Consider the following 24,226-nt stretch of genomic DNA (forward strand, 5'->3'; position numbering starts at 1 on the left):
GGGGGTTTTGTCATGTCCGTTGTTTCTTTTGAATATAAGAAAGACCGAGCGCTCCAATCAAAATCGTCCCTTTGACGATATCTTGCGCATAGTACGGCACGTCCCACATCGTCAGTCCATTCAAGAGAATTCCGATCAAAATAGCTCCAATCAATGTCCCGATCACGTTCGGACGACCCGTCCCAAAGACGGCGTAGCCGATATAAGCAGCCGCAACAGCGTCCATCAAAAGCGGTGCTCCGGCCGAGACCTGTCCTGTCCCAATCCGAGATGCAAGAATGATGCCGCCGATGGCCGCAAACAATCCGCTGAGCACGTAAGCGTACAACTTGATCCGATTCACGGCAATCCCGGAGCGGCGGGCCGCTTCTGCGTTTGACCCAACGTAATAAAACTCTCGCCCTGTCCGTGTATACGTTAAAAACAAGTGAGCCCCAATGAAGAACAACAGCATGAGTAAGGCAACGAACGGAATCGGACCGATTGTTCCTTGTCCGATAAATAAAAAGGATGGAATGAAGCGTCCTGGCGCCGTCCCCCCTTCAATTGGCATGTTGTCATAAATCGAGAATCCTTTCGTATACGTCAACTGAATCCCGTTAATGACGTACATGATGGCGAGTGTCGCTAGCAAATCCGGTAACCGGAATTTGATTGTGACGAGCGCATTCAATAGTCCGACGAGAATCCCTAGGGCGAGCGGAATCAGCAGCGCGACGAGAAGTTCTTGTCGATGAAGGACAAGGCTTGCCGCTGCCCCGATTGTCGCGAGACTCGCCGTCGACCCGACCGATAAGTCGAAACCGCCGACGATGAGCGAAAATGTGACGCCAAGAGCAAGTAACGACACGATTGAAACCGATTTGATGATGTCACTAAAGTTTGCATACGTCAGAAATTGATCGTTCGTCACGGTAAAAACTGCAATCAGCCCAAGGATTGCGAGTAACGTCCCGTATTGACCGATCTGACCGCTGATTCGTTTTCGTTCTTTGACCACTAATTGTGCCATGTCATGCGCCTCCTTTCTCTACAAATTGTCCACGGTCGAGCCAAAAAATCCGATTGGCGACCCGTTCAAGTTCATGTCGCTCACTTGAGGTGAACAACACGGTCTTCCCTTGTTTCGCGAGTGCGACGACGCGTTCATACACGTCCTGCTTCGCTGCGATATCAATCCCTTTTGTCGGTTCATCGAGCAGATAGATGTCCCGGTCGTCAAGTAGCCATTTGCTAAAGACGACCTTCTGCTGATTTCCACCACTCAGCTCACGAACAGGTTGTCTCATGTTCGCATAGCGGACGCGAAGCGATGCCAGTACGTCAGAGACACCATCGGTCTTTCCTGCGACAGCAATCACGTTCCGCTCAATCGTCTCGTCTAGAAATAATCCGTGACGACGTCCCTCCTCTGGAACGAGTGCAAATCCTAAACGTACAGCGTCTGTCGGTTCTTTGATCACGTGTATTGTTCCATCAACCGTGATCGATTGACGAAGCCCAGAAAGACCGAACAAGGCTTCCACGAGTTCCGTCTTCCCGCTCCCCGTCAATCCTCCAATCCCGAGCACTTCCCCGCGGTACGCTTCAACGGAGAGATGCGTCCCGAACGCAGGGAGGGTCAACTGTGCGGATAAGCGACTCCCCTCTTCAGGGATTGCCTTCTCCTGTGTCCCTTCAAATGTCGTCCCACTCAAAAAGGTTTGAACGGCTTCCGTGGAAAGGGTTTGAAACGGTCCCTCATATACGACACGTCCGTCTCGAAGAAAGGTAGATGTTGACGTGACGCGCGTCAGTTCATCTGACCGGTGCGTGACCAACACGATGCCCACCCCTTCTGCCGCCAGCGTTTGTAATAATTCAAGCAAGGCAGCGGCATCCGTTTCCGACAAGGCAGCGGTCGGCTCATCGAGTAATAAATACTTGGCATCACTCTCGAGTGCCCGGGCGATGAGAAGACGTTGCTTTACGCTGAGCGGATAGTGACCGGCCGGACGCGTTGGATCGATGTCTAAACCGACCCGGGATAGCACGTCTTTTGCCCGCTGTTTCAACAGTTGTGGGCGAATCCGCTTCACCGTCTGCCATGGGAGAACATTTTCGTATACAGGCAAGTCCAAATAGAGCGCATCATCCACTTCTTGCGATACCGTGATGATGCCTTGACGAATCGCTTCCGCCGGTGTGAGACGTGTGGTCGTCCCATCAATGGACAGTTCACCGGACGTCGGTTCGACCGTTCCGTTCAGCAGTTTGATCAGCGTACTCTTACCCGCCCCGTTCAGACCGAGGAGTCCATGAATGTCTCCCGGTTTTAGGCTGAACGATAGCTGATCGAGCACCGTCACGTCACCATACTGTTTCGTGATTCGTTCCAAGCGAATCATCAGTCCGTCTCCTTCATCCAGTCCGACCATGCCGCATTCGACTCGCCCCAACCCGGAACGTACTGTCCGAGGTCATTCATCGTGACAGGCTCATCCGGCAAGACGTCACGGTCCACTAAATATGGATCAACCGAGTGAATCGAAGGGGTTTCTTCCCCGACCACTTTTTGATAAGCGTAACGGACTTGAATGCGACCAATTTCGGCTGGATCCGTCGCGGCCGTCACACCCCACGGACTCCCGTCCTCTTGCATGAGTTGTAGGTCTTCGTCACTCAAGTCAATCCCGTAGACCGCAATCTCATCACGTCCTGCCTGCTTGATTGCACGGCTCGCCCCTTTTGCGAACTCATCCCACATCGCAAACACCGCATCGATTTCGCCTTCCGGATACTTCTTCAAAATTGCCTCCATCTGACTTTGCGTATCGAGCGCTGTATTGTTCGTCGCCGAACCAAATTTCGCGACTTCTTGGATACCCGGGTATCGTTTCAAGAACGCGTCATAAATCGTATGACGACGTTCCATCGGCGTGAATCCGCCGACCCAGATTGTGACGATGTTCCCTTCCCCGTCCAAGTCTTCTGCGAGAGCTTTGAGTGAACGCCAAGCGAGGGAATAATCATCTTGGTCGATGACTGTCACCCCTTCATTCGTTAAATCGTTATCGAATGCGACGACTTTGATGCCCTTGTCGAGCGCCCGTTGAACGGGCTCTTTCAAGGCATCGGCACGCCCGTGGTCAATTAAGATCACATCGACCCCTTGTGTTGTCGCCGTATCGACATAACTCGCCATCTTCGATAAATCATTATCGGCGTTATACACTTTCACGTTGCCACCGAACGCTTCGACTTGCTCGGTCACCCCTTCGATATATTGGGAAGAGAACGTCCCAATCGACATCTGCATGACGAGGGCGACTTCTAGGTTTTTTGGAAGGGTCTCATTCGATACGCTGACTGTTTTTGTCTCCGTTTTATTTGTTGTCGCGGTCGTTTTCGGTTGCGCCTGTTCGTTCGTGCATCCGACAAGAGCCAGGATGACGGTCAACAGGAAGAAAATGATTTTTTTAGACATATGCGTTTCCTCCTACGTGTTGTACAATGACCGACTCGGTCGGTTCGAGCACACCTGTCTCCGTGATCAGACCGGTGATGAGTTCTGGTGGGGTCACATCAAACGCCGGATTGAAGACGGTGATGCCGACGAGTGCCGTCGGATGTCCCCCGATATGAGTCACTTCATGCGCGTCCCGTTCTTCGATTTGAATCGTGTCGTCTGCTTCCAAATCAAACGTCGAATGCGGGGCTGCCACATAAAACGGAATGCCGTAATGCTTCGCCAAAATCGCGAGTTGGAGTGTCCCGATCTTGTTGGCCGTATGACCTGTACGGGTGATACGGTCCGCCCCGACGATGATGGCATCGATTTGTTTCGTCTGAATCGTCCATGCGGCCATGTTGTCCGTGATTAATGTGACGTCGATGTCTGCCCGGTCGAGCTCCCATACCGTCAACCGTGCCCCTTGAAGCAGTGGACGAGTTTCCGACGCGAATACACGAAACGGGATGCCTCGTTCTTTTCCGACATAGAACGGAGCAAGCGCGGTACCGTATCGTGACGTCGCAATGGCACCGGCGTTACAAATCGTCAACACGTTCCCACCAGCAGGTAACACAGTCAACGCATGTTCACCAATCGTGCGATACGTGGCCACGTCTTGTTCATAGATTTCAATCGCACGCACTTTGATGGCTTTTGCGATCTGCTCAAAGTCTTCCCCCACATTCAGTCGAAGGAGTGATTCGATGATATGCTGTAAGTTGACCGCTGTTGGTCTTGTCGCAATCAACCGTTGGCCGACCTGGTCCAATTGGCGGTGAAAATATAAATTGTCCTGGAGACGTGATGCCTCTTTCGCAAGGACGAACGCCCCAAAGTAAGCGATGGCCGGCGCTCCCCGAACTTGAAGCGACTTGATTGCCTGTTCGGCCTGTTCGAGCGTCAACACTTCAATATAGCGCTCTTCTTGCGGCAACAGCGTCTGATCTAAAATCGTCAACACCTCGGTGTCGGCATCGAAATGAATACTTTGCACACTCATACCCGCACCTCCGATAGGACCGGGATCAGCTGATCGATGGATTGAATCTGATGACGCTGTTTGATGAGACGCGTGCCAAGTTCTAGGGCATGACGTTTCCGTTCGATCCGAAGGTCGTCTGGCAATGTTTCCAAGTCAGCGACGCCCGCTAGACCGACCGTCCGACGAATCAATTCGCAGCCCGCGTAGCCAATCGCATCACTCAAAATCGATGGCAACAGTTCGTCCACGAATCCTACTGTGTTGAACGGCTCGACCGCCTGGGTGAAGCGGGTACGGAACGTTTTTTCGAACGTCTCCCAGACAGTGAGCACTTCTGTGAAGCGTTCGAACCGCTTCAATGGATGTGCATACGTCGAGAACACCAAATGGGCAATGATTTGACCGATGTCAAAACCGAATGGGCCGTAAAACGCAAACTCAGGATCGATGATTTTCGTTTCCTGACGGGTCGCAAAAATGCTTCCTGTATGTAAATCCCCATGTAGCAACGCTTCATGTTTGGTCACGAACCCGACCTTCAATTTCGTCACTTCAATTTTCAAGGCGAGGTCTGACCACAGCTGCTCCACGTCTAAACGAAGAGCCGTTTCGATTTGATTCGATTCTGCATCACGATACGGATCAGTGAAGATCAGTTTTTCTGTGATATCGCATAGCTCTGGATTGTAATACTCTTTTTCGATTTGTTTCTTGGCGAGCGGTCCGTTCGCATAGTCAGACGTCGCAAACAACGTTTCCCCAAGGAATGTACCGACGTGACGCGCTAAATTCGGATAGCTCTCTCCTTTTAGGAAACCCGTCCGGACGATTTCAAACGCTGACAAATCTTCTAAAATCGTATAGGCGAGTTCACGGTCGCTACCGAGTACATCTGGTACGAATCGTGGTACGACTTTTGAAAATTCACGAAGTGCCAGTTGTTCGATCCACGAACGGTCAAGCGTGAGCGGCCAGCTCTCTCCGACGACTTTTGCATACGGCAACGCCTGTTTCACGATCAACGACGTTTCTCCTTGACGAATGCGAAAGACGAGATTCAAATTCCCATCCCCGATCTCCTCACATTCTGCAATCCCCTCTTCTAGTAACCCCAACTGTCGAACGTGTTCGACGACACTTTGTTCTGTAAACGCCTCATAAGCCATGATGATTTTCCCCTTTCTTGAATCTATGCATGAAAAAAGCCCCTTTCTCCGCGAGAAAGAGGCACACCCAAATTGGTTGTTCCTCTCATCTTTCAGACATATGTCTGGTGGATGTAGCACCGTGCCAAATGGTCGGTTGCTGCGGCGTCTTAGGGCCAATTCCCTCTGCCAACTCGCGATAAGAGTAAATGATGTAATTGTGTTTGACGTGTTGAGACGAATATTACGGACTAGGCACGCTAGTTGTCAATCCTCTATTTTCGGTCGACTCCCTATTTTTGACACGCATATATAGAAACATTATTTTCAAACTTTTTTTCTCAAAAAAAGGAATTGACGAGTGAGCGATTCTATGTAAAAATTCAATTAAATTTCACAACTTCACAACTATTCTTATCAAGAGCAGACGGAGGGACAAGCCCGATGATGTCGCAGCAACCGACCAGAAATGGCACGGTGCTAATTCTTGCAGCTATCGCTGAGAGATAAGAGTTCATTGTTTTCGAATGACCTCTTGCCTTGGCATGAGGTCATTTTTTGTTTGACCTGAAAGGAGGAACTTATGGGAATCATCGCTACTTATGAAATCAAACATACCGATCACGTCGAGCACGTGGCTGAGAAAATCGCACATGAGCTGACCGTCGGGACATGGACCGAATTGAACCATCTCGAACAGCATCAACTACAGGCGTTCCGAGGTGAGGTCATCGATACCTCCCAACAGGAAACGACGAGTCGTTTCTCGATTCGTTACCCGCTACATAATGTGACGCCGGACTTTTCGTCCATTCTGACGACGACATTTGGAAAACTGTCGCTCGACCCGAGCGTCCAACTTGTCGACCTATCGCTCCCGGACGAGCTCGCATCGGACTTTCCTGGTGCCGCATTCGGCGTTGAAGGTGTCCGCGACATCCTTCGAGTACACGACCGACCGCTCGCCATGAGCATCTTTAAAGGCGTCATCGGGCGTGACCTTGATTTTTTAGCGACACAACTTCGTGACCAGTTTACAGGTGGCATCGATCTCGTGAAAGACGATGAGATTTTATATGACAATCCGCTCACCCCATCGCTCGAACGGGCTCGGATTGGAGCATCGATCATTCTAGAGCATAAAGAATTGACGGGTCGTTCCGTTCTATACGCCGTCACGTTGAGCGGACCGGTTTTCACCTTACGCGACCAGGCAAAACGTTTGATTGAGGCAGGCGCGACCGCACTGTTGTTCAACGTGTATACGTACGGGCTCGACGCATTAAGAGAGCTCGCCAAAGACCCTGAGATTCACGTCCCGATTTTGGCACATCCCGCTTTTGCAGGAGCGTTGACCGGATCGATTCGTCATTCCCTACTCTTCGGGAAACTGATTCGACTCGCCGGGGCAGACTTGACGCTCTTCCCGTCACCATATGGTTCACTGTCGACACCGAAAGACGAAGCAGAACAGATTCAAACATATGCGACGGAATCCCATTGGACGAAACCGATTCTGACGGTCCCCTCTGCCGGGATTCACCCAGGACTCGTCCCGGATTTGATTCGTGACTTCGGAACGGATGTCGTCATCAATGCCGGCGGCGGGATTCATGGGCATCCAGACGGTGCGGCTGCCGGTGCGAGGGCATTCCGCCAAGCAATCGATCAGGCAATCGGTAAGACGAGCGAGACTGATGCATTATCGACCGCGTTAGATGCCTGGGGTGCGCGATGAGTACGCACGTCATCTGTGACTTCGACGGGACCATCACGGAAGAAGATAACATCATCGCGTTGATGCGACGCTTCGCCCCACCTGAATGGGTCGAACTCAAAGATGGTGTTTTGAACCAAACGCTCTCCATTCGAGAAGGCGTCGGTCAAATGTTTAACTTACTCCCGAGTCATCAGGAAGCTTTATACCGCGACTTTCTGCAGTCGACTATCACACTTCGACCAGGGTTCATCGCGTTTTTGCAAGAGATGAAGTCGCACGGTTTTCGATTTGATGTCGTCAGTGGGGGCATGGACTTTTTCGTCCATCCGATTCTAGAAGGTCATGTCGCACCGGAACACATCTACTGCAATCACGTTGATTTTTCAGGAGAGACCGCGCGCGTCACATGGCCTCATTCATGCGATGTTCATTGTTCGAATGATTGCGGATGTTGCAAGCCGACGATTGCCCGACAGATCGTCTCACCTGCCGATACGTTGATTGTCATTGGGGACTCTGTCACCGATTTTGAAATCGCCAAACGTGCCGACGTCGTGTATGCGCGCGGTCAACTGATTTCGCTATGCGAGGCGGAAGGAATCCACTATGTTCCGTTCGAGACATTCTATGACATTTCAGCTCACATGAAAGGAGTGAACGTATGACCGTACAAGAACGATGGGTAGAACTTGCCGACATTAAAGACGAGCTTGCCGCACGGGACTGGTTCCCTGGGACGAGCGGCAATCTGGCCATCCGCGTATCGGACGACCCGTTGACGTTCCTTGTGACAGCAAGTGGTCGTGATAAACGTAAGCGCACCAATGAAGATTTCGTCCTCGTCGATGCGACCGGTCAATTGATTGGAGAACAGTCAGGCAAACCCTCCGCGGAGACGTTGCTACACGTCGAAATCTTTCACAACACGAACGCAACCTGTTCTCTTCACGTGCATACCGTCGACAATAACGTCATCTCAGAGCTTTACGCGGCGAAAGGACAAGTCACGTTCACGGGCCAAGAAATCATCAAGGCACTCGGCTATTGGGAGGAAACGGCCAGTGTCCGAATCCCGATCATCGAGAATCATGCGGATATCCCGACACTCGCCCGTGCATTTGCCCCACATGTCACAAGCGATTCCGGAGCCGTTCTCATCCGGAATCACGGGATCACCGTTTGGGGAGAGACGCCCGCTGCAGCAAAACGTTATTTAGAGGCATATGAATTTTTGTTTAGCTATTCATTAAAATTACGCGCCCTAGGCGTCCATTCATAAGGAGGAATTCAACATGGCAACGATTTATTTTCAACAAACCGAAGAACGTGTCAGTGATCAACAAGAGGTACGTGACTTTTTAGAATCACGAGGCATCCTTTACGAAGCATGGGACATCGCGAAATTACCGGCTTCCCTTCAAGAGAACTATCAACTAACAGACGAAGACAAAGCCGTCATTTTATCGACGTTCCAAGACGAGATTCAAGACGTATCGACGCGACGTGGTTACCAAACGGCTGACGTCATCTCCTTGTCCGATGCGACACCGAACTTAGACGAACTGCTCGTCAATTTCCAAAAAGAACATCATCATACGGACGACGAGGTTCGTTTCATCGTCAGTGGTCACGGCATCTTTGCGATTGACGATGCAGAACGCGGATACTTCAATATCGAGCTCAATCCGGGTGACCTCATCTCGGTTCCGGTCAATACACGTCATTACTTCACATTACAAGAAGACCGCCAAGTCGTCGCCGTTCGTATTTTCGTGACGACCGAGGGCTGGGTGCCGATTTACGAAAAAGAGAATGTGCAGGCATAATAAAAACGGACAGGTGCGTCATGCATCTGTCCGTTGCTTTGGCTCGTGTAAAGACCGTTCATCCAATCGCTCTTTTGCCGAATTTCTCCCTTTACCCACATCCATCACACCAAGCGCTTTACCGAGACCACGATCTGGCAGATTGACATACATCGTCTCATAATTACTCACCGCGTATGTTTCATGAAAAATACCAACGACATCCGTTGCTCTTGCCTTTTGATTGAATGATTTCCATGCTTCAAGATGCGTTTTTCCGTGGGCATAGTCAAGTAATTCATCTGTTGACCGCCAATATTGAATCAACGTGACTGAACGCCAGCCAATCGTCAGGTCATGTGACAGAAAGCCAAGTTCCTTTTGTGTATATAGTTCTTTCAGCATGGCCGGCATAGCATTAAAGACCGGCCACCATTTTCGAATCGATCGCAAACGATTCACTCGCAAACCAATGACAAATACAACCACTTCTTCATTCGGGACGGCTATTTTGCGCGCCATCATTTTCTCCTCCTTTGAGGGTTAACACAGCTGCTTCACACCATTCAATCAATGCATTCGTTTGGCGTTTTCCATAATCGAGTGTCAACAGCCAATAAACAGCGTCAGGTGAATGCGAGTCGCTCGATTGAATCATCGTCTCGATGGCTTCATACGTCTCCAGTCGTTCCCGTAGCAATCGTTCATGATGTGTAATTTTGCTTAGCGTTTGCTCCATCGTCTCATGTCGAGCGAAGAACAACTTTAGCAAGAGCTCATTCCGTTGAACTGGTAACGTATCCGGCTCTTCTGCAATCCATTGCCTTAACTCGTCATGACCGCTTGACGTCAGCTCGTATGCCTTCCGGTCATTATCTTCCACCTGATCAATCAATCCTTCTGCTTCTAACGTCCGAAGCATCGGATACACTTGACCGAAACTAATTTTCCAAAAATGGTTGAGGCTACGGTCAATCATCTGTTTCATGTCATATCCTGTTCGACACTCCGTCGTCAATAGCCCTAAAACAGCGTATCGTGTCATATTCTCACGAGGCATTCAACCCCTCCTATCTAAAAGATAGTATCTATTTGATATATTCCCGCACCGTAGAAATGAAAACAAAAAAAGCGTACTTCCCGTGAGAAGATACGCTTTCGGACATTATGCTTGTTTTGCTGTCGGTTTCGACGAGAACCAGCCCCATGTCGCAATCCCGACCATGACCGACCAGAAGAAGATCGTCCAAGCCGTCGAGTGGACAAATCCGTCTGGAAGTCCCATGAATTCGAACGGCGTACCAGCAATCAATTCTTTGAAGCCTGGGTGTTCCAGTACAAGAACCGTCAACTTGACCCCGACCCAACCGACGATGATGAAGGCGGCCGTTTCAAGTGATGGACGCTCATGAAGCAATTTTACGAAAATGCGTGCCGCAAATCGCATCAAGACGACCCCGATAAGTCCACCTGTCAAGACAACGAAAAACTGACCAGAGTCAATTCCGCCGATTTCACCAAGACCGAGCGGTGGCAAGCTGACCGCAAGTGCGACCGCTGCCAAAATCGAATCGACCGCAAAGGCGATGTCTGCAAATTCGACTTTCGCGACCGTCCACCAGAACTCTTTTTTCGATACCGGCTTTTCTGTGACAGCCGTCTCTTCTTTCGCCTCGGCCGCCAAATCCTGTATCGGTTCCATCTTTCTCGCCTTATAGGTCATATACAGATGTCGCGCACTCATCCCGATCAAGTAAAGTGCACCGAGCGCCTGAACTTGCCAGACGTTAATCAAGAACGAGATTAAGAACAATGCGATAAATCGGAAGACGAACGCCCCTAAGAGTCCGTAGAACAATGCCTTCTTCTGCTCTGTACGCGGCAAGTGTTTGACCATGACAGCCAAGACGAGCGCGTTGTCTGCAGATAACAAGCCTTCCAAACCGACGAGTACGACGACGATCCAGGCATACTGCAGGACTAACTGCCAATCCATAAAAACATCTCCTTTTGTCTTTCAATTCCTTCATATTTAATAGTGATCTATTTTTTAAGTTCACAGGACCATTTTATTCCCGTTCACAAAGTAAATCAATCCTCTTTCTTCAATATCTGAAGGATTTTTTTGTGATTGCATATTCAAAACATGTTATGAGAGCAAAATCATACCCGTTCAGCCATCATTTCGTGATAAAATCCTAACAAGAACGAGTGGTCCTTTGAACCGCTCTAAAAAAAGGAGAATCCGATTATGTCTACAAGCCATGTCGCTTTACCTACTAAAGCAGAACGACATAAATTGTTCGGGTCGGTCCCACCGATTAAAGGAACAAAGCCGACCGAGAAAGAACAAATGGTCGATTTACAAAATACACCGAAAAACTTCTTATTCGCCCTCGACAGTGTAGGCATCTCAAATGTGAAGCACCCTGTGAACGTCGAGACGCCAGAAGGGGTACAATCAACGGTCGCTACATTCGAATTGACGACATCGCTCGTTCAAGACCGTAAAGGGATCAACATGTCCCGTTTGACGGAACAACTCGACGCGTACCATCAACAAGGATGGACGGTGTCAAACCGCTCGTTGATCGAGTTCGCACAAGAGCTTGCGGAGCGCATGGAACAAACGGAAGGACAATTGACAATCCGTTACCCATGGTTCTTCACGCGTAAAGCACCTGCAACTGGCCTTAGCGGTTTGATGAACGCAGACGTTATGCACCGTGTGACGTACAACCTCGAAACGGGCGTCGCAAACGTGACGGTCGGTCTCGTCATCAACGTCACAACGCTTTGCCCATGTTCAAAAGAAATCAGTGAGTACAGCGCCCATAACCAACGTGGATACATCACGATCGAAGCAGGTCTTGATGAAACGTCAATGGATGGATTCGACTGGCGTTCAGCACTTCTCGATGCAGCGGAGTCGAACGCCTCAGCACCACTCCACCCGGTCCTCAAACGCCCGGATGAAAAGCGTGCGACTGAAATCGCGTACGAAAACCCACGTTTCGTCGAGGACATGGTCCGCTTGATCGCGGCTGACTTGTACGAGATGAAGCAAGTCGTGAACTTCTTCGTCGAATGCCGTAACGAAGAATCGATTCACCAACACGATGCCATCGCATCAATCACATTCGATAAGCGCCAAGACGCATAAAAAATGCGGAACCTCTTTTTTTAAGAAGGTTCCGCATTTTTTATAGACTTGTCACGAGTTCAATCGTCAATAAGATGATGATGAGCATCACCCATACTGCCCAGACGAGTCGCCACTTCTCCCAGTCAAATCGCTTCATCACCGCATAGACAGTAAGGTAAAGCGCGATGAGAAGGGGTACGACGACCCAAGGATTTTCTAGCATCACGCTTCGATGTCGCCATCCCAAGCAAGCATCCCGCCGTCGACGTTGACGACTTTGTAGCCTTGTGACTCTAAGTAATCACATGCTGTTTGACTGCGTCCACCTGAGCGACAGATGACGTGATACACATTGTCTTGTGCCAACTTTTCTGTCACATGTGGGAATTCAAATAGTGGATAGAGCGGTACGTTCGGGATATGCCCTGCATCATATTCATCTTGTTCGCGCACATCGATGATATGGAGGGACTCCCCGTTCTCTAACTTTTCTCGTAATTCCGTTGCATGAATGCTTTGCATACATAGCTCCCCTTTCGATAATAGATTCCTCTTCTAGTTTACCTCAGCTACCGTTCAAAAAAACATAAAAAAAGCACCCTTCTATGAAGAAGGATGCTCTCAACTTACGCTTCGTTGCGCTCGTCGATTGCTTGTGCTGCTGTGATGAGCGTCAATTTGTAGACGTCCTCTTCGTTACAGCCACGTGATAAGTCGTTCACTGGTTTGTTGAGACCTTGAAGGATCGGGCCGATCGCTTCGAATCCACCGAAACGTTGAACCATCTTGTAGCCAATGTTTCCTGCTTCAAGACTTGGGAAGACGAATACGTTCGCCTTACCAGCTACGTCAGAACCCGGTGCTTTCTTCGCCGCTACGCTAGGGACGAATGCCGCATCGAATTGAAGTTCTCCGTCGATTGGAAGGTTCGGTGATTTTTCTTTCGCAAGACGTGTAGCTTCCACGACTTTCTCTGTTTCAGGTGACTTTGCAGAACCTTTCGTCGAGAAGCTGAGAAGCGCGACTTGTGGGTCGATGCCGAATGTCTTCGCTGTCGCTGCAGACAAGAACGCGTTCTCTGCTAAGTCTGCTGCGTCCGGTGCGATGTTGATTGCACAGTCCGAGAAGACGTATTGCTCGTCGTCACGTACCATGATGAACACACCTGACGTCTTTTTGATGCCTGGTTGCATTTTGATGATTTGAAGTGCCGGACGTACCGTATCAGCCGTCGCGTGCATCGCGCCTGAGACAAGACCTTCTGCTTTTCCTGTATGAACGAGCATCGTTCCGAAGTAGTTCACGTCTGATGTGAGGAGTTCGCGCGCTTGTTCAGCTGTCGCTTTCCCTTTACGACGCTCGACGAATGATTCGACAAGAACATCGATGTCTTCGTATGTCGCTGGGTCGTATTGTGTCAAACCTGAGATGTCAAAACCGTGTTTTGCCGCAACCGCTTCAACGTCTGCTTTCGCACCGACAACGATTGGTTCTACCATACCGTCCGCCTTTAATCGAACAGCTGCTCCAAGAACACGCTCATCGACGCCTTCCGGGAAGACGATCGTTGGACGAATCGGACTGACTTTTTGCTTCAACGTTTCAAATAATTTCATAACGAATGAACCCCTTTTCTCAATTTACAGCATGACTGCTAATGGTTTTGCCGTTGACTTGTGTCTTTACGCGATTTCAATTATACACAGTACCCTTTTTAAAATAAACTATTCTGCCCATTTCGCCATAAATCGCTTAGAATCAATCATTATATGAATAGAACAGTTCCGATAAATCGACTGATACAGCCATTTTTGTAGCCGTTTTCATGTTTCTGTCCTCTGTTCTTTCCCCTTCGTGAATCGTGATAACCCTCACAGTGTCTCAAAGTTGCCAGTCAGTAAAGCGTGTATGGTAAAATAGACGGCGAAGCCAAGTCCCGAAAGGAGATTTTTTTATGTCAGAACGTCCAGTACCTACAACAGATACACAACATGCCGCCGCCACGTTAGACGGATGGTATACACTTCATGATTTCCGCACAATCGATTGGGCTCGCTTGAAGCTCGTCGACGCCGAGAAGCGTCAACAGATGATTGACGAGTTCACTGCGTTCCTCACCTCACTTGAAGAAGTTGAAGCAAAAGGTGAAGGAAGCCACGCCTTCTACTCGATTCTCGGTCAAAAGGCAGACCTCGTCTTGATGGTGCTTCGCCCGACATTCAACGAACTTGAAGACGTCGAGCGCGCATTCCGCAAAACAGCGCTATACGACTATATGATTCCGTCATACTCGTACGTGTCGGTCATCGAGCTCGGTATGTATCGTGGATCTGGAGATGGGGACCCATATCAAAACCCTCATATCCGCTCACGTCTCTACCCGACACTTCCAAAAGCCGCACACATCTGTTTCTATCCGATGAGCAAGGCTCGTCGCGACGGTGACAACTGGTACATGTTGTCGATGGATGAGCGCAAAGACCTCATGTATCGCCACAGCATGATCGGTCGTAGCTACGCCGGTAAGATTCAGCAGTTCATCGGTGGGTCGACTGGATTCGACGCATGGGAATGGGGCGTCACGCTCTTCGCTGAAGATTCACTTCAGTTCAAGAAGATCGTCTACGAGATGCGCTTCGATGAAGTGAGTGCGAAATACGGTGAGTTCGGCGACTTCTACGTCGGAAACATCTTACCGAAAGAAAATTTGAGCACATTCTTTAGCGTGTAAAAGGTTTACGCGTATAGCACCTCGGGAATTAAGGATGATGTAAGCAAGTAATCCTGATTAACGAGGTGAACAACGATGCGCGTGTTTAAAGAAACCGATCGTGACACTGCGGAACGTTTAGATTCGTTCATCGAACGAATGGCACCGACAGCAGAATTAGTCCAAAATCGATTTGAAGAGCAACTTAAACATACACAGCAAAAGGGTCAGGCGAGCGCCTGACCCTTATTTTGTCGTGGTGACGTGAAGTGCTTCCCCTAAGAAACTAGCCAATTCAAGCATCCCATAGCGTCCTGCTTTCGCTTCAGCGTCGGAATTATAGTTCGTATTCGTATTGACGTCGTAGGCGTAGACGTTGCCGTCTCGGTCTCGAATGATCTCAATCCCCGCAATATCAACCGCATTCACTTCAAGGAACCGCTCGAGCTGCGGAATGATCGGGTCATCGAATCCTTCAACGATTTCGAACTTCGCCGGTGGCGTCTCCCCGACCGGACAGAATTGGTCTTCAATCGAGCAGGCGTCTGCCGGGCAGAGCTCGAATCCTTCCGATGTATCGACACGCACCGCATAAACGAACTTCCCACTGATGAATTCACAACGGGTAATATACGGTTCCGGGGCTTCGATATACTGTTGGATGAGCGTGATGCCGTCAACCGAGTCCTCGAACGAGGGACCATACACATATTCCTTCAATCCTTCGATCGTATGGAACAATTGGACCCCGAGTCCTTTTCCGGCACGATTGTGCTTCGTGATGAATGGTGTCATGTCTAGCTTTTCGGCCGCCTCGATGATTTGGTCTTTACCGACCGCCGCAATCGTCTTCGGCACACGGATCCCTTCGCGGCGAAGCGCCGTGTACTGATTGACTTTACTTACTTCTAGACGGATGGCACGCGTTCCGTTGAACACGGTACGGTCATGCGCTTCTAACCAAGCGAGGACACCTTCCGTCAATTCGGGTGCGTACCGATGCCCGCGTGTGTGCGAAGAAGCACTCATGCGATTATAAAAGACACCTTCCGGGGGCGTTGCTTCGAGATCAATCGTCCCTTGGTCCAAGTGCCATAGTTCATAAGGCAACTGTAGTTCTTCTAAGCGATGAACCAGATGGTTCGTCCATTCTTCGTTCTCATGAATGACGTGAATTTTAGACATCATCATCCCTCCTTATTCTTGTTCTCACTTTACCATATCCATAACTTATAATTCCAATGTGTAAGGTTGGTCTAATCGTCAATTCTGAAATATCAGACGATTTCATGGTACAATGAACCTAACACTATTGTTTTGGAAAGGAAGTGTTGTGTTTGCCCGTACCTGTCATCAGTACTGATGTACTCATTTTACTCTTCGGTCTCCTCCTTGTAGCCGGTGTCATGGCGACGCGAATCTCGACTCGCTTCGGCTTGCCGGCCTTGATTTTGTTTATGGGGATCGGCATGATCATGGGAAGTGACATTACCGGTCTCATCTTCTTCGACGACTCCAACCTGGCGCAGCTAATCGGGGTAGCCGCCCTGATTGTCATTTTGTTTGAAGGAGGCCTTCAGACGAAATGGTCGTCGATGCGGAACGTGCTCGTGCCAGCCGCTTCACTCGCTACGCTGGGTGTCTTAATCACGACGACCGTCGTCGCCGTGGCCGTTCGTTTCGTATTTGGTTTCGATTGGATTGAATCTTTCTTGTTCGGTGCGATTATCGGTTCGACCGACGCAGCTGCCGTCTTCGCTGCTTTTAAAGGAAAGAACATCTCACCGAAAGTCGGTGCGACACTCGAAGCCGAGTCCGGCACGAACGACCCGATGGCGATGTTTTTGACGGTTCTCGCCCTCGATTTTATGATGAAGCCGGATACGACTATCTGGGACGGGATTTGGATGTTTGTCCTTCAAATCGTTGTCGGATCCCTCATCGGCTTCCTCCTCGGCCAACTGTCCCGCCTCATGTTGAATCATCTGAGACTCGAATCGAGCGGACTGCATGCCGTCCTCATGATTTCGATGGCGTTCCTCACATATGGTGTCACAGCCTACTTATTGGGAAGCGGATTGCTTGCCGTGTATATCGCCGCCATGATTGTCGGAAATGCGGATACGGCGCATGAAGTGACGATTGTCCAATTCTCGGAAGCACTTGCATGGATCATGCAGATCATCATGTTCGTCATCCTCGGGTTACTCGTCTTCCCTCGTCAACTCATCGAACCGGACTTGATTTGGAAAGGACTACTCATTTCATTCGTCCTCATGTTCTTGGCCCGCCCAATCGCCGTCTATCTATCGACGCTCGGCATGGCATTCACAAGAAAAGAGAAACTATTTATCTCATGGGCCGGGCTAAAGGGAGCTGTCCCAATCGTCTTAGCTACATTCCCTTTAATTGCCGGTATTGAGGACAGTCAACTCTTATTCAATGCCGTCTTCTTCGTCGTCGTGACAAGTGGTTTGATTCAAGGGACGACGTTGACACCGCTCGCTGAAAAATTAGGGTTACTCGGACCGGATAAAATCCGTTCTCCGTATACGATCGCCCTCGTCTCGAGTAAACAGTCCCAACATAAGCTCGTCCCTTATGTTGTCACGGAGAGTTCTTCGATGATTGGCAAGACGCTAGCGGATATCACACTCCCACCAAACACTGTCGTGAACGCCATCGTCCGAAACGAATACTTGATTCCACCGAATGGACAGACATCCATCGAAGAAGGCGACCTTTTATATGTGCTCGCTTCGATGTATCGTCATGATCAACTCGACCAAAAATTTGGTGAAGACGGTCTCGACCGAGTGGAGTTATAGGCAAAAAAACAGCGCTTCGTGTGAAGCGCTGTTTTTTATATATGCACTTGTTTTGCTGATTGAATCAACGTCTGAACGTCATCTGTTCGTCCTTCATGAAGTGCCTCGACGATAAAGCTCCCGACGACGACACCATCACATGCCTGCCCGAGCGTCCGCACTTGCTCCGGACGGTGTACGCCGAATCCTGCTAAGACGGGAACGTGTGACTGCTCTGTCAATCGAGTCAAATAGGCGAGTAATTCGTCCGGGAACACCTCCGCTTTCCCAGTCGTTCCCTTAAGCGTGACCGCATAGACGAATCCTTCCGCTTTCTCTAAGATGGATGCCGTACGCTCTTCGCTACTCGTCAATGTAACGAGCGGAATGACGGCGACGTCATGCCTGTCGATATCTGCGAACAATTGGAGACTCTCTTCAAACGGGAGATCCGGAATGATGACCCCACTTACGCCGCATTCGTTCGCTCGGTCAAAGAACGGTTGAACCCCGAACCGAAACACTGGATTCAAGTATGTCATCAAGACGATTGGAACGTTAAATTGATCATTTCCTTCTATTAAATGGTTTAATACCATTTCGAGCGTCACACCTGCTTCAAGAGCACGCATTCCTGCCGCCTCAATGATTGGACCATCTGCCACCGGATCGGAGAAGGGAATTCCGAGTTCAATCGCCGTCGCACCCATCTGTTCTAGTTCTACGATGGTCGGGATGAGTCGGTCCATCCCGCCATCACCAGCCATGATATATGGGACGAATGCTGCCCCTTCTCGCTCTCGAATCGCTGTTTCTAGTTTCATCGTGTCGCCACCTTCTCTCGGATTGTGTGGACGTCTTTGTCTCCGCGCCCTGATAAACAAATCACTAATGTTTCGTCCTCACCCATCGTCTTCGCGAGCGTCTCCGCATAAGCGAGAGCATGTGAGGATTCTAAGGCAGGAATGATGCCTTCTTGTCGACTGAGTGCGAGACACGCATCGAGTGCCGCGTCATCTGTGACAGCTGCATACCGCACCCGCTCGATATCTTTCAAGAAACTGTGCTCTGGTCCTACCCCCGGGTAGTCGAGCCCGGCTGAGATCGAATGTGCCTCCTCGATTTGGCCGGCCGCGTCTTGTAAGACATACATGAGCGAACCATGTAGGACACCGACTTCCCCTTTCGTAAGGGTTGCCGCGTGTTTATCTGTATCAATACCACTGCCTGCCGCCTCGACACCGTAGAGGGCGACCGACTCATCGTTTAAGAACGGATAGAACATCCCCATGGCGTTACTTCCTCCTCCGACACAAGCGACGACGGCGTCTGGGAGGCGTCCGGTCTGTTCGAGGATTTGACGACGCGTCTCTGTTCCGATCACGCTTTGGAAGTCACGTACCATCTGCGGGAACGGGTGCGGTCCGAGTACAGACCCCATCACGTAATGCGTATCGTCGACATGTTTGACCCAGTAACGAAGCGCTTCATTGACGGCATCTTTTAACGTACGGCTGCCTGATTTGACAGGGACGACTTTCGCTCCGAGCAGTTCCATCCGAAACACGTTCAACGCTTGGCGCTCGACGTCGACCTCACCCATGAAGATGGTGCACTCTAAATCGAGTAATGCACATACCGTCGCAGTCGCGACGCCGTGCTGACCGGCACCTGTCTCCGCGACGACTTTCTGTTTCCCCATCCGTTTCGCGAGGAGCGCCTGCCCGATTGTGTTATTGATTTTGTGGGCACCGGTATGGTTCAAGTCTTCCCGTTTCAAATAAACGTTCGTCCCGAGGCGACGACTCAAGTTCGACGCATAATAAAGTGGCGTCTCACGTCCTACATATTCGCTTAATAAAGAAGAGAAGCGTTCTTGAAACTCAGGATCTTGCTTCGCTTCTTCGTAAGCGACCTCTAATTCTTCGACCGCTTGCATGAGCGTCTCCGGAATGTACTTCCCACCATATTGTCCAAATTTCCCGTTTACTGGTTGTGCATACATCATAGTTCCTCCTTGGCGCGTTGAATGAACGCGCGAATTTTTTCGATATCTTTTACACCGTCCGTCTCGACACCGCTCGAGACGTCGACGCCGTCTGGTTGAATCGTTTGAATCGCTTGTCTCACATTATCTGGGGATAGACCACCGGCTAGCCAAAACGGACGTTTCGGCCGGTCGATTGCGTCCCAGTCTAATACTTGCCCACTTCCCGGATTCGGATGATCCATCAATCGGACATCCGCCGTCTCCTCGGTCGACGCATCGATAATCGGTAACCCGAAGATGCGGAGTTCTTCCATTGATTGCGTCCGATGGTGAATTTGTAAATCCGTCAGTCCCACGTCCATCGCTTGCTCGATGTCTTCCATTGAAGGACTTAAAAACACACCAACGATTCGAACCGATTCCGGGATCTGTGTAGCTAGCGTCTTCGCTGTCGTCACGTCGATTTGACGAGAACTCGGCGCGAATACGAACCCGATGGCATCCGCCCCCGCCTCGACCGCTGCCTGGACAGCTTCTTCTGTCTTTATTCCACAGATTTTAACGAACATGTTTTCAACTCCTCGAGTAGCCGGGTCGGGTCTTCTTCACGCATGAGTGCTTCCCCGACGAGAATGGCGCTTGCCCCGGCTTCTTGTAAGCGTGCAGCTGCCTCGACCGTACTGACACCACTTTCGCTGACAAACGTGACGTCAGGGTAGCGTTTCATCAAATCGATCGATGTCTCGAGGGATACCTCAAACGTTTTTAAGTCTCTGTTATTGATGCCGATCAACACGTCATCAAGTTCGAGTGCGATACGTAACTCCGCCTCATCATGTACTTCGACTAAGACGTCGAGACCGATCGAGCGGGCATATCGCGTCAACTCATGGAGACGTGTCGGATGAAGGACCGCCACGATGAGAAGTGCGACACTCGCCCCGTAATGCTTCGCATAGTCGAGTTGTCGTTCATCGATGATGAAATCTTTACAGAGCACCGGGATTGTGACGACGTCGGCGACTTGTCGTAAATCGTCAAAGGAACCGTTGAAATACGTTTTGTCTGTCAGAACGGAAATCATCGTCGCACCGGCTTGTTCATATTGACGCGCTCGTTCGGCAACGTCGACCGTTTCTCGAATCATTCCTTTTGAAGGAGACGATCGTTTAATTTCCGAGATGATATGGAATCCATCATTCATCATATTTAAAAGAGCGACCGGTTTTGTCACAGCAACATCGACGGGCTGCATGCGACTGACCTCTTCGATTTTTGTTCCGATGATTTTCGTTAAATAACTCATGCCTCTACCTCCGTACGTTGTAAATGTTGTAACACGCGCAAAGCGTGCCCTTCGTCAATGCTTCGTTTCGCCTCTTTCACTCCCTCACGGAGTGTTGAAGTCGTGCCGTACGTACAAAGGGCCAGCGCCGCGTTCAGTAAGACGACGTCTCGTGCCGGACCTGTTTCTCCGTTCAACACGGTGAGAAGTGTCGCGGCGTTCTCTTCCGGTGTGCCTCCACGTAATGCTTCGAGCGGCGCCCGCATCAAGCCGACATCTCGTGGGTCGACCGCGTAACGCGCCGTCTGTTCCCCATCAAAGAAGTACACATCGTTCACACCGGCGAGACTCGCTTCATCGAGGCCACCCGCACCGTGTACGACCATGCCGCGCTCTACGCCAAGATGACGCATCGCGGTCGCCATTTTCTCAAGTAGCGACGGATGATATACACCGATCAATTGTCGTTTCGGACGAAGCGGATTCGTCAACGGCCCGATTTGATTGAAGATGGTCGCCGTCGCGAGTCGTTTCCGGACCGGCATGACGTGCTTCATGATCGGATGGACATGTTGGGCGAAGAGGAAACTCAAATGCGTCCGCTTCAAGTCGGCATGTACTTCTTCTGCCGTCTTCACGATTGGAACGTTCAGTGCCTCGAGGACGTCTGCGCTTCCCGATCGACTCGATACACTTCGGTTTCCGTGCTTGGCGACTGGAATACCGAGACCGGCTAGGACGAACGCGACGGTCGAACTGATGTTGAACGTATTCGCCCCGTCGCCACCAGTGCCGCACACATCGAGTATCGGTAAATCAGTCGGGGGGAACTGTGCCGCTTCACGGATGTACGCCGCGAGTCCCGCCATCTCTTCTGCCGTCTCCCCGCGTTCTTTCATCGCGAGTAGCACCCGTTCGATTTGTGCCTCATCCGCTTGGAACATCTCGCTTGCTGCCACTTTCATATCTGCTGTCGATAATGCGTTTGTCTCCAATTGTTGAATCATCGTCTGTTCCCCCTCTAAAAATGTGTATAAAAAAACTCCACACGACAGTCGTCGTATGGAGGACGGTTCTAGACCGCGGTGCCACCTCTCGTTGATTCCAAAGAATCCACTCTCCGATGCAATCACATCGTATCCCGATAACGGGGGAAACCGTCACGACCTACTTCTTTCAGTCATGCTCTCATGAGCCCATTCACGCGGACGCCTCGGTCAGGATCTCACCATCCCTGACTCTCTGGACGAAACGTCTTCTCGCGCTACTCTTCTCAATCCTCGATTTGTGTTATTGAAACGAAAAAGGGGTCACCCGTCTCCTCATAGCTTACGCTACAAGAAGGACGAGTAACCCCGTGGTGCCACCTTCGTTGGTTCTACAGAACCCACTTCACGGACAATCATCCGCTTCCCCGTGATAACGGTGGGTAACCCGCTAAAGCCTACTCAAAGTTCGGTTTAGAGCTCAGAAGTCCATTCGCGACGTCCTATATACTGATTCACACCACCCATCAGCTCTCTGTCATACAGGATTCGTCGTTACTTCTCTTCGTCGACGCCTTTATTCGTTTCAGTTAAGTTAACTCGTACTATACAGGGCGGATGAATCCATGTCAAATAAAAAAATTTAAAAAAACTTTGCCTCTATATGTGCACCCCGAAATGGAGAACCTTCACCGATTTTTCGAATTGACATCGTTTTTTTCTGTCTGCTATAGTCGTCCACAACAACATTTCACTCAGTTAAAGGAGAATCGATTTTGGAAACAAATAAACTAAAACGCGAGCTGTCCACCCGGCAACTCACGATGATTTCCCTCGGGAGCGCCATCGGAACCGGGCTTTTCCTCGGAAGCGGTCTTGCGATCCAAACTGCTGGTCCGAGCGTGCTCGTCAGTTATGCCATCGGGGCGTTCATCGTCCTCTTATTGATGGGCGCACTCGCCGAAATGACGGTCGCTCATCCAACGTCCGGATCATTCGGGACGATCGCCGAGCGCTACGTCCATCCACTCGCCGGCTTTCTTGTCCGTTACTCTTACTGGGTCGCAAACGTACTGGCCATAGGGGTTGAGGTCAGTGCCATTGCCATCTATATGCGTTACTGGTTCCCGGATGTGAACGGGTTCGTATGGGTCGCCCTCTTCGGTGGACTACTCATTTACGTCAACGCCCGTCACGTTCATACGTTCGGAACGACCGAATACTGGTTATCATTCATCAAAGTAACTGCCATCATCCTATTCATCGTCCTCGGTGCCGCTACATTGTTCGGCGAACCAGGATCACCGATTGAATCGATCACGACAGGAAACGAAGGATTCTTCGCTTTCGGCTTTTACGGAATGTGGGTGACGATTTTCATCTCCCTCTTTAGTTTCCTTGGAACCGAACTCGTCGCCGTCACAGCAGGCGAAGCGAAAGACCCGGACCAAGCCGTACCACGCGCTTTACGCGCTACCGTGTTCCGCTTGACGTTCTTTTATGTCGTCACGCTCGCCATCATGCTCATGCTCATCCCATGGCAGCAAGCCGGAATCGATCAAAGTCCGTTCGTACTCGTCATGGAACAATTTGATGTGCCGTTCGCGGCAGGCATCCTCAACTTCGTCATTTTGATTGCCGCCTTGTCAGCGATGAACGCGCAGCTCTATGCGTCGACACGCATGATGTACTCACTCGCGGAAGCTGGTGATGCACCGAAAGCGTTCAAAACAATCAGCAAAAACGGCATCCCGACGTTCGCGCTACTCGTTTCAACGGGCGGAATTATTCTTGCCGCTTTACTACAAGTATTCATGGAGTCATCGTATCCGTTCTTGATGGGAATCTCGATGTTCGGAGCCATTTTCACTTGGTTCATGGTCTTCGTCTCCCACTTGTTCTTCCGCAAGAAATGGACTGGACGAAAACTCCCTGTCCGTATGATGGGGTACCCGTTCCTCCCATTGCTCGGAGCAGTCTTACTGCTCAGCCTAATGATCACGACATGGTTCACCGACTTCAATATTTTGCTGAAGTTCGGTATCCCGTGGTTGATTGGCTTGACGATCATCTACTACGTGCGTGAACGAATGCGTAAAAAACAAGATCATTCAAGCGATATCGAACAAGCCAACTAACAAGTATCCCTTCGCGACAG

Annotated in this window: 26 protein-coding genes, 2 riboswitches and 2 other annotated features; of the genes, 9 read left to right on the forward strand and 17 right to left on the reverse strand. The window is 50.3% G+C overall.

Going from position 1 to position 24,226, the window contains the following annotated elements:
- Nucleotides 1-10 precede the first annotated feature (10 nt).
- Genes PJK55_RS09805 through mtnK form a run of 5 tightly spaced genes read right to left on the reverse strand, consistent with a single transcriptional unit; the run spans nucleotide 11 to nucleotide 5,641 of the window.
- Nucleotides 11-1,012 carry an ABC transporter permease gene (locus tag PJK55_RS09805; protein ID WP_271305647.1) on the reverse strand — a complete coding sequence of 334 codons (1,002 nt, stop codon included), beginning with the start codon at nucleotides 1,010-1,012 and terminating at the stop codon, nucleotides 11-13.
- Nucleotide 1,013: 1 nt separating this feature from the next.
- Nucleotides 1,014-2,387, reverse strand: coding sequence for a sugar ABC transporter ATP-binding protein (locus PJK55_RS09810; protein ID WP_271305648.1), 1,374 nt, complete (start codon nucleotides 2,385-2,387; stop codon nucleotides 1,014-1,016).
- Nucleotides 2,387-3,466: a sugar ABC transporter substrate-binding protein gene (locus PJK55_RS09815; protein ID WP_271305649.1), complete on the reverse strand. Its 1,080-nt coding sequence runs from the start codon at nucleotides 3,464-3,466 to the stop codon at nucleotides 2,387-2,389. Before PJK55_RS09815 ends, PJK55_RS09810 begins: the two co-directional genes overlap by 1 nt.
- Nucleotides 3,459-4,493: an S-methyl-5-thioribose-1-phosphate isomerase gene (gene mtnA / locus PJK55_RS09820; RefSeq protein ID WP_271305650.1), complete on the reverse strand. Its 1,035-nt coding sequence runs from the start codon at nucleotides 4,491-4,493 to the stop codon at nucleotides 3,459-3,461. The genes PJK55_RS09815 and mtnA overlap by 8 nt, the downstream gene beginning before the upstream one ends.
- Nucleotides 4,490-5,641, reverse strand: coding sequence for an S-methyl-5-thioribose kinase (gene mtnK, locus PJK55_RS09825; protein WP_271305651.1), 1,152 nt, complete (start codon nucleotides 5,639-5,641; stop codon nucleotides 4,490-4,492). The genes mtnA and mtnK overlap by 4 nt, the downstream gene beginning before the upstream one ends.
- A gap of 82 nt (nucleotides 5,642-5,723) precedes the next feature.
- Nucleotides 5,724-5,826: riboswitch (SAM riboswitch) on the reverse strand.
- A gap of 205 nt (nucleotides 5,827-6,031) precedes the next feature.
- Nucleotides 6,032-6,133: riboswitch (SAM riboswitch) on the forward strand.
- Nucleotides 6,134-6,203: 70 nt separating this feature from the next.
- Between mtnK and PJK55_RS09830 the strand changes: the two genes are divergently transcribed.
- Genes PJK55_RS09830 through PJK55_RS09845 form a run of 4 tightly spaced genes read left to right on the forward strand, consistent with a single transcriptional unit; the run spans nucleotide 6,204 to nucleotide 9,166 of the window.
- Nucleotides 6,204-7,358: a 2,3-diketo-5-methylthiopentyl-1-phosphate enolase gene (locus PJK55_RS09830; protein ID WP_271305652.1), complete on the forward strand. Its 1,155-nt coding sequence runs from the start codon at nucleotides 6,204-6,206 to the stop codon at nucleotides 7,356-7,358.
- The gene (locus PJK55_RS09835; RefSeq protein WP_271305653.1) at nucleotides 7,355-8,005 is read left to right on the forward strand and encodes a 2-hydroxy-3-keto-5-methylthiopentenyl-1-phosphate phosphatase; all 651 of its coding nucleotides are present in this window, start codon (nucleotides 7,355-7,357) and stop codon (nucleotides 8,003-8,005) included. The genes PJK55_RS09830 and PJK55_RS09835 overlap by 4 nt, the downstream gene beginning before the upstream one ends.
- On the forward strand, nucleotides 8,002-8,619 hold the full coding sequence (locus PJK55_RS09840; protein ID WP_271305654.1) for a methylthioribulose 1-phosphate dehydratase: 618 nt from the start codon (nucleotides 8,002-8,004) through the stop codon (nucleotides 8,617-8,619). The genes PJK55_RS09835 and PJK55_RS09840 overlap by 4 nt, the downstream gene beginning before the upstream one ends.
- A gap of 13 nt (nucleotides 8,620-8,632) precedes the next feature.
- On the forward strand, nucleotides 8,633-9,166 hold the full coding sequence (locus tag PJK55_RS09845) for a cupin domain-containing protein (protein ID WP_214694760.1): 534 nt from the start codon (nucleotides 8,633-8,635) through the stop codon (nucleotides 9,164-9,166).
- Nucleotides 9,167-9,184: 18 nt separating this feature from the next.
- On the opposite strand, the gene PJK55_RS09850 is transcribed toward PJK55_RS09845, so the two are convergent.
- From PJK55_RS09850 to PJK55_RS09860, 3 genes are all read right to left on the reverse strand, one after another.
- On the reverse strand, nucleotides 9,185-9,667 hold the full coding sequence (locus PJK55_RS09850; RefSeq protein ID WP_271305655.1) for a DUF4188 domain-containing protein: 483 nt from the start codon (nucleotides 9,665-9,667) through the stop codon (nucleotides 9,185-9,187).
- Nucleotides 9,639-10,205: a PadR family transcriptional regulator gene (locus PJK55_RS09855; RefSeq protein ID WP_271305656.1), complete on the reverse strand. Its 567-nt coding sequence runs from the start codon at nucleotides 10,203-10,205 to the stop codon at nucleotides 9,639-9,641. The genes PJK55_RS09850 and PJK55_RS09855 overlap by 29 nt, the downstream gene beginning before the upstream one ends.
- A 105-nt stretch (nucleotides 10,206-10,310) precedes the next feature.
- Nucleotides 10,311-11,141: a TerC family protein gene (locus PJK55_RS09860; protein ID WP_271305657.1), complete on the reverse strand. Its 831-nt coding sequence runs from the start codon at nucleotides 11,139-11,141 to the stop codon at nucleotides 10,311-10,313.
- A gap of 255 nt (nucleotides 11,142-11,396) precedes the next feature.
- Here PJK55_RS09860 and folE2 point away from each other — a divergent pair, with 255 nt between their 5' ends.
- Nucleotides 11,397-12,308, forward strand: coding sequence for a GTP cyclohydrolase FolE2 (folE2, locus tag PJK55_RS09865; RefSeq protein ID WP_271305658.1), 912 nt, complete (start codon nucleotides 11,397-11,399; stop codon nucleotides 12,306-12,308).
- A 40-nt stretch (nucleotides 12,309-12,348) separates the two neighbouring features.
- Here the strand turns inward: folE2 and PJK55_RS09870 are convergent, their stop codons facing one another.
- The 3 genes from PJK55_RS09870 to pta all read right to left on the reverse strand — a co-directional run bounded on the left by PJK55_RS09870 (nucleotide 12,349) and on the right by pta (nucleotide 13,906).
- Nucleotides 12,349-12,516, reverse strand: coding sequence for a hypothetical protein (locus tag PJK55_RS09870; protein ID WP_158024803.1), 168 nt, complete (start codon nucleotides 12,514-12,516; stop codon nucleotides 12,349-12,351).
- Nucleotides 12,513-12,812 carry a rhodanese-like domain-containing protein gene (locus PJK55_RS09875; protein WP_271305659.1) on the reverse strand — a complete coding sequence of 100 codons (300 nt, stop codon included), beginning with the start codon at nucleotides 12,810-12,812 and terminating at the stop codon, nucleotides 12,513-12,515. Before PJK55_RS09875 ends, PJK55_RS09870 begins: the two co-directional genes overlap by 4 nt.
- 104 nt (nucleotides 12,813-12,916) lie before the next feature.
- Nucleotides 12,917-13,906: a phosphate acetyltransferase gene (gene pta / locus PJK55_RS09880; protein WP_214744764.1), complete on the reverse strand. Its 990-nt coding sequence runs from the start codon at nucleotides 13,904-13,906 to the stop codon at nucleotides 12,917-12,919.
- 338 nt (nucleotides 13,907-14,244) lie between these two features.
- Between pta and hemQ the strand changes: the two genes are divergently transcribed.
- On the forward strand, nucleotides 14,245-15,021 hold the full coding sequence (gene hemQ, locus PJK55_RS09885; RefSeq protein WP_214694768.1) for a hydrogen peroxide-dependent heme synthase: 777 nt from the start codon (nucleotides 14,245-14,247) through the stop codon (nucleotides 15,019-15,021).
- A gap of 75 nt (nucleotides 15,022-15,096) precedes the next feature.
- Nucleotides 15,097-15,243 carry a hypothetical protein gene (locus PJK55_RS09890; protein WP_214744768.1) on the forward strand — a complete coding sequence of 49 codons (147 nt, stop codon included), beginning with the start codon at nucleotides 15,097-15,099 and terminating at the stop codon, nucleotides 15,241-15,243.
- Nucleotides 15,244-15,246: 3 nt separating this feature from the next.
- On the opposite strand, the gene PJK55_RS09895 is transcribed toward PJK55_RS09890, so the two are convergent.
- Complete coding sequence (locus tag PJK55_RS09895) at nucleotides 15,247-16,185, reverse strand: ATP-grasp domain-containing protein (RefSeq protein WP_271305660.1); 939 nt, start codon at nucleotides 16,183-16,185, stop codon at nucleotides 15,247-15,249.
- Nucleotides 16,186-16,337: 152 nt separating this feature from the next.
- Between PJK55_RS09895 and PJK55_RS09900 the strand changes: the two genes are divergently transcribed.
- Nucleotides 16,338-17,828 (forward strand): potassium/proton antiporter, encoded by a 1,491-nt coding sequence (locus PJK55_RS09900; protein WP_271305661.1) that lies wholly within the window; start codon nucleotides 16,338-16,340, stop codon nucleotides 17,826-17,828.
- A 35-nt stretch (nucleotides 17,829-17,863) separates the two neighbouring features.
- Here the strand turns inward: PJK55_RS09900 and trpA are convergent, their stop codons facing one another.
- Genes trpA through trpD form a run of 5 tightly spaced genes read right to left on the reverse strand, consistent with a single transcriptional unit; the run spans nucleotide 17,864 to nucleotide 22,089 of the window.
- The gene (gene trpA / locus PJK55_RS09905) at nucleotides 17,864-18,631 is read right to left on the reverse strand and encodes a tryptophan synthase subunit alpha (protein ID WP_271305662.1); all 768 of its coding nucleotides are present in this window, start codon (nucleotides 18,629-18,631) and stop codon (nucleotides 17,864-17,866) included.
- A complete protein-coding gene (trpB, locus tag PJK55_RS09910; protein WP_214744775.1) occupies nucleotides 18,628-19,815 on the reverse strand; it encodes a tryptophan synthase subunit beta in 1,188 nt (395 codons plus the stop codon). The genes trpA and trpB overlap by 4 nt, the downstream gene beginning before the upstream one ends.
- Complete coding sequence (locus tag PJK55_RS09915) at nucleotides 19,812-20,366, reverse strand: phosphoribosylanthranilate isomerase (protein WP_271305663.1); 555 nt, start codon at nucleotides 20,364-20,366, stop codon at nucleotides 19,812-19,814. Before PJK55_RS09915 ends, trpB begins: the two co-directional genes overlap by 4 nt.
- Nucleotides 20,342-21,103, reverse strand: a complete 762-nt coding sequence (trpC, locus tag PJK55_RS09920; RefSeq protein WP_271305664.1) for an indole-3-glycerol phosphate synthase TrpC — start codon at nucleotides 21,101-21,103, stop codon at nucleotides 20,342-20,344. The genes PJK55_RS09915 and trpC overlap by 25 nt, the downstream gene beginning before the upstream one ends.
- A complete protein-coding gene (gene trpD, locus PJK55_RS09925) occupies nucleotides 21,100-22,089 on the reverse strand; it encodes an anthranilate phosphoribosyltransferase (RefSeq protein ID WP_271305665.1) in 990 nt (329 codons plus the stop codon). Before trpD ends, trpC begins: the two co-directional genes overlap by 4 nt.
- A 55-nt stretch (nucleotides 22,090-22,144) precedes the next feature.
- Nucleotides 22,145-22,372 (reverse strand) — a binding site (T-box leader).
- A 48-nt stretch (nucleotides 22,373-22,420) separates the two neighbouring features.
- Nucleotides 22,421-22,649: a binding site (T-box leader), on the reverse strand.
- A gap of 243 nt (nucleotides 22,650-22,892) precedes the next feature.
- Between trpD and PJK55_RS09930 the strand changes: the two genes are divergently transcribed.
- Nucleotides 22,893-24,206 carry an amino acid permease gene (locus tag PJK55_RS09930; protein WP_442899506.1) on the forward strand — a complete coding sequence of 438 codons (1,314 nt, stop codon included), beginning with the start codon at nucleotides 22,893-22,895 and terminating at the stop codon, nucleotides 24,204-24,206.
- The last annotated feature ends 20 nt before the right edge of the window (nucleotides 24,207-24,226 follow it).

The organism is Exiguobacterium sp. MMG028, assembly GCF_027947425.1.
Lineage (GTDB): Bacteria > Bacillota > Bacilli > Exiguobacteriales > Exiguobacteriaceae > Exiguobacterium > Exiguobacterium aestuarii_A.

What these genes read in the sequence shown, in the direction of transcription:
- PJK55_RS09805 (WP_271305647.1), bottom strand. Translation starts at nt 1,012, where the DNA reads ATGGCACAATTAGTGGTCAAAGAACGAAAACGAATCAGCGGTCAGATC.
- PJK55_RS09810 (WP_271305648.1), bottom strand. Translation starts at nt 2,387, where the DNA reads ATGATTCGCTTGGAACGAATCACGAAACAGTATGGTGACGTGACGGTG.
- PJK55_RS09815 (WP_271305649.1), bottom strand. Translation starts at nt 3,466, where the DNA reads ATGTCTAAAAAAATCATTTTCTTCCTGTTGACCGTCATCCTGGCTCTT.
- mtnA (WP_271305650.1), bottom strand. Translation starts at nt 4,493, where the DNA reads ATGAGTGTGCAAAGTATTCATTTCGATGCCGACACCGAGGTGTTGACG.
- mtnK (WP_271305651.1), bottom strand. Translation starts at nt 5,641, where the DNA reads ATGGCTTATGAGGCGTTTACAGAACAAAGTGTCGTCGAACACGTTCGA.
- PJK55_RS09830 (WP_271305652.1), top strand. Translation starts at nt 6,204, where the DNA reads ATGGGAATCATCGCTACTTATGAAATCAAACATACCGATCACGTCGAG.
- PJK55_RS09835 (WP_271305653.1), top strand. Translation starts at nt 7,355, where the DNA reads ATGAGTACGCACGTCATCTGTGACTTCGACGGGACCATCACGGAAGAA.
- PJK55_RS09840 (WP_271305654.1), top strand. Translation starts at nt 8,002, where the DNA reads ATGACCGTACAAGAACGATGGGTAGAACTTGCCGACATTAAAGACGAG.
- PJK55_RS09845 (WP_214694760.1), top strand. Translation starts at nt 8,633, where the DNA reads ATGGCAACGATTTATTTTCAACAAACCGAAGAACGTGTCAGTGATCAA.
- PJK55_RS09850 (WP_271305655.1), bottom strand. Translation starts at nt 9,667, where the DNA reads ATGGCGCGCAAAATAGCCGTCCCGAATGAAGAAGTGGTTGTATTTGTC.
- PJK55_RS09855 (WP_271305656.1), bottom strand. Translation starts at nt 10,205, where the DNA reads ATGCCTCGTGAGAATATGACACGATACGCTGTTTTAGGGCTATTGACG.
- PJK55_RS09860 (WP_271305657.1), bottom strand. Translation starts at nt 11,141, where the DNA reads ATGGATTGGCAGTTAGTCCTGCAGTATGCCTGGATCGTCGTCGTACTC.
- folE2 (WP_271305658.1), top strand. Translation starts at nt 11,397, where the DNA reads ATGTCTACAAGCCATGTCGCTTTACCTACTAAAGCAGAACGACATAAA.
- PJK55_RS09875 (WP_271305659.1), bottom strand. Translation starts at nt 12,812, where the DNA reads ATGCAAAGCATTCATGCAACGGAATTACGAGAAAAGTTAGAGAACGGG.
- pta (WP_214744764.1), bottom strand. Translation starts at nt 13,906, where the DNA reads ATGAAATTATTTGAAACGTTGAAGCAAAAAGTCAGTCCGATTCGTCCA.
- hemQ (WP_214694768.1), top strand. Translation starts at nt 14,245, where the DNA reads ATGTCAGAACGTCCAGTACCTACAACAGATACACAACATGCCGCCGCC.
- PJK55_RS09890 (WP_214744768.1), top strand. Translation starts at nt 15,097, where the DNA reads ATGCGCGTGTTTAAAGAAACCGATCGTGACACTGCGGAACGTTTAGAT.
- PJK55_RS09895 (WP_271305660.1), bottom strand. Translation starts at nt 16,185, where the DNA reads ATGTCTAAAATTCACGTCATTCATGAGAACGAAGAATGGACGAACCAT.
- trpA (WP_271305662.1), bottom strand. Translation starts at nt 18,631, where the DNA reads ATGAAACTAGAAACAGCGATTCGAGAGCGAGAAGGGGCAGCATTCGTC.
- trpB (WP_214744775.1), bottom strand. Translation starts at nt 19,815, where the DNA reads ATGATGTATGCACAACCAGTAAACGGGAAATTTGGACAATATGGTGGG.
- PJK55_RS09915 (WP_271305663.1), bottom strand. Translation starts at nt 20,366, where the DNA reads ATGTTCGTTAAAATCTGTGGAATAAAGACAGAAGAAGCTGTCCAGGCA.
- trpC (WP_271305664.1), bottom strand. Translation starts at nt 21,103, where the DNA reads ATGAGTTATTTAACGAAAATCATCGGAACAAAAATCGAAGAGGTCAGT.
- trpD (WP_271305665.1), bottom strand. Translation starts at nt 22,089, where the DNA reads ATGATTCAACAATTGGAGACAAACGCATTATCGACAGCAGATATGAAA.
- PJK55_RS09930 (WP_442899506.1), top strand. Translation starts at nt 22,893, where the DNA reads ATGATTTCCCTCGGGAGCGCCATCGGAACCGGGCTTTTCCTCGGAAGC.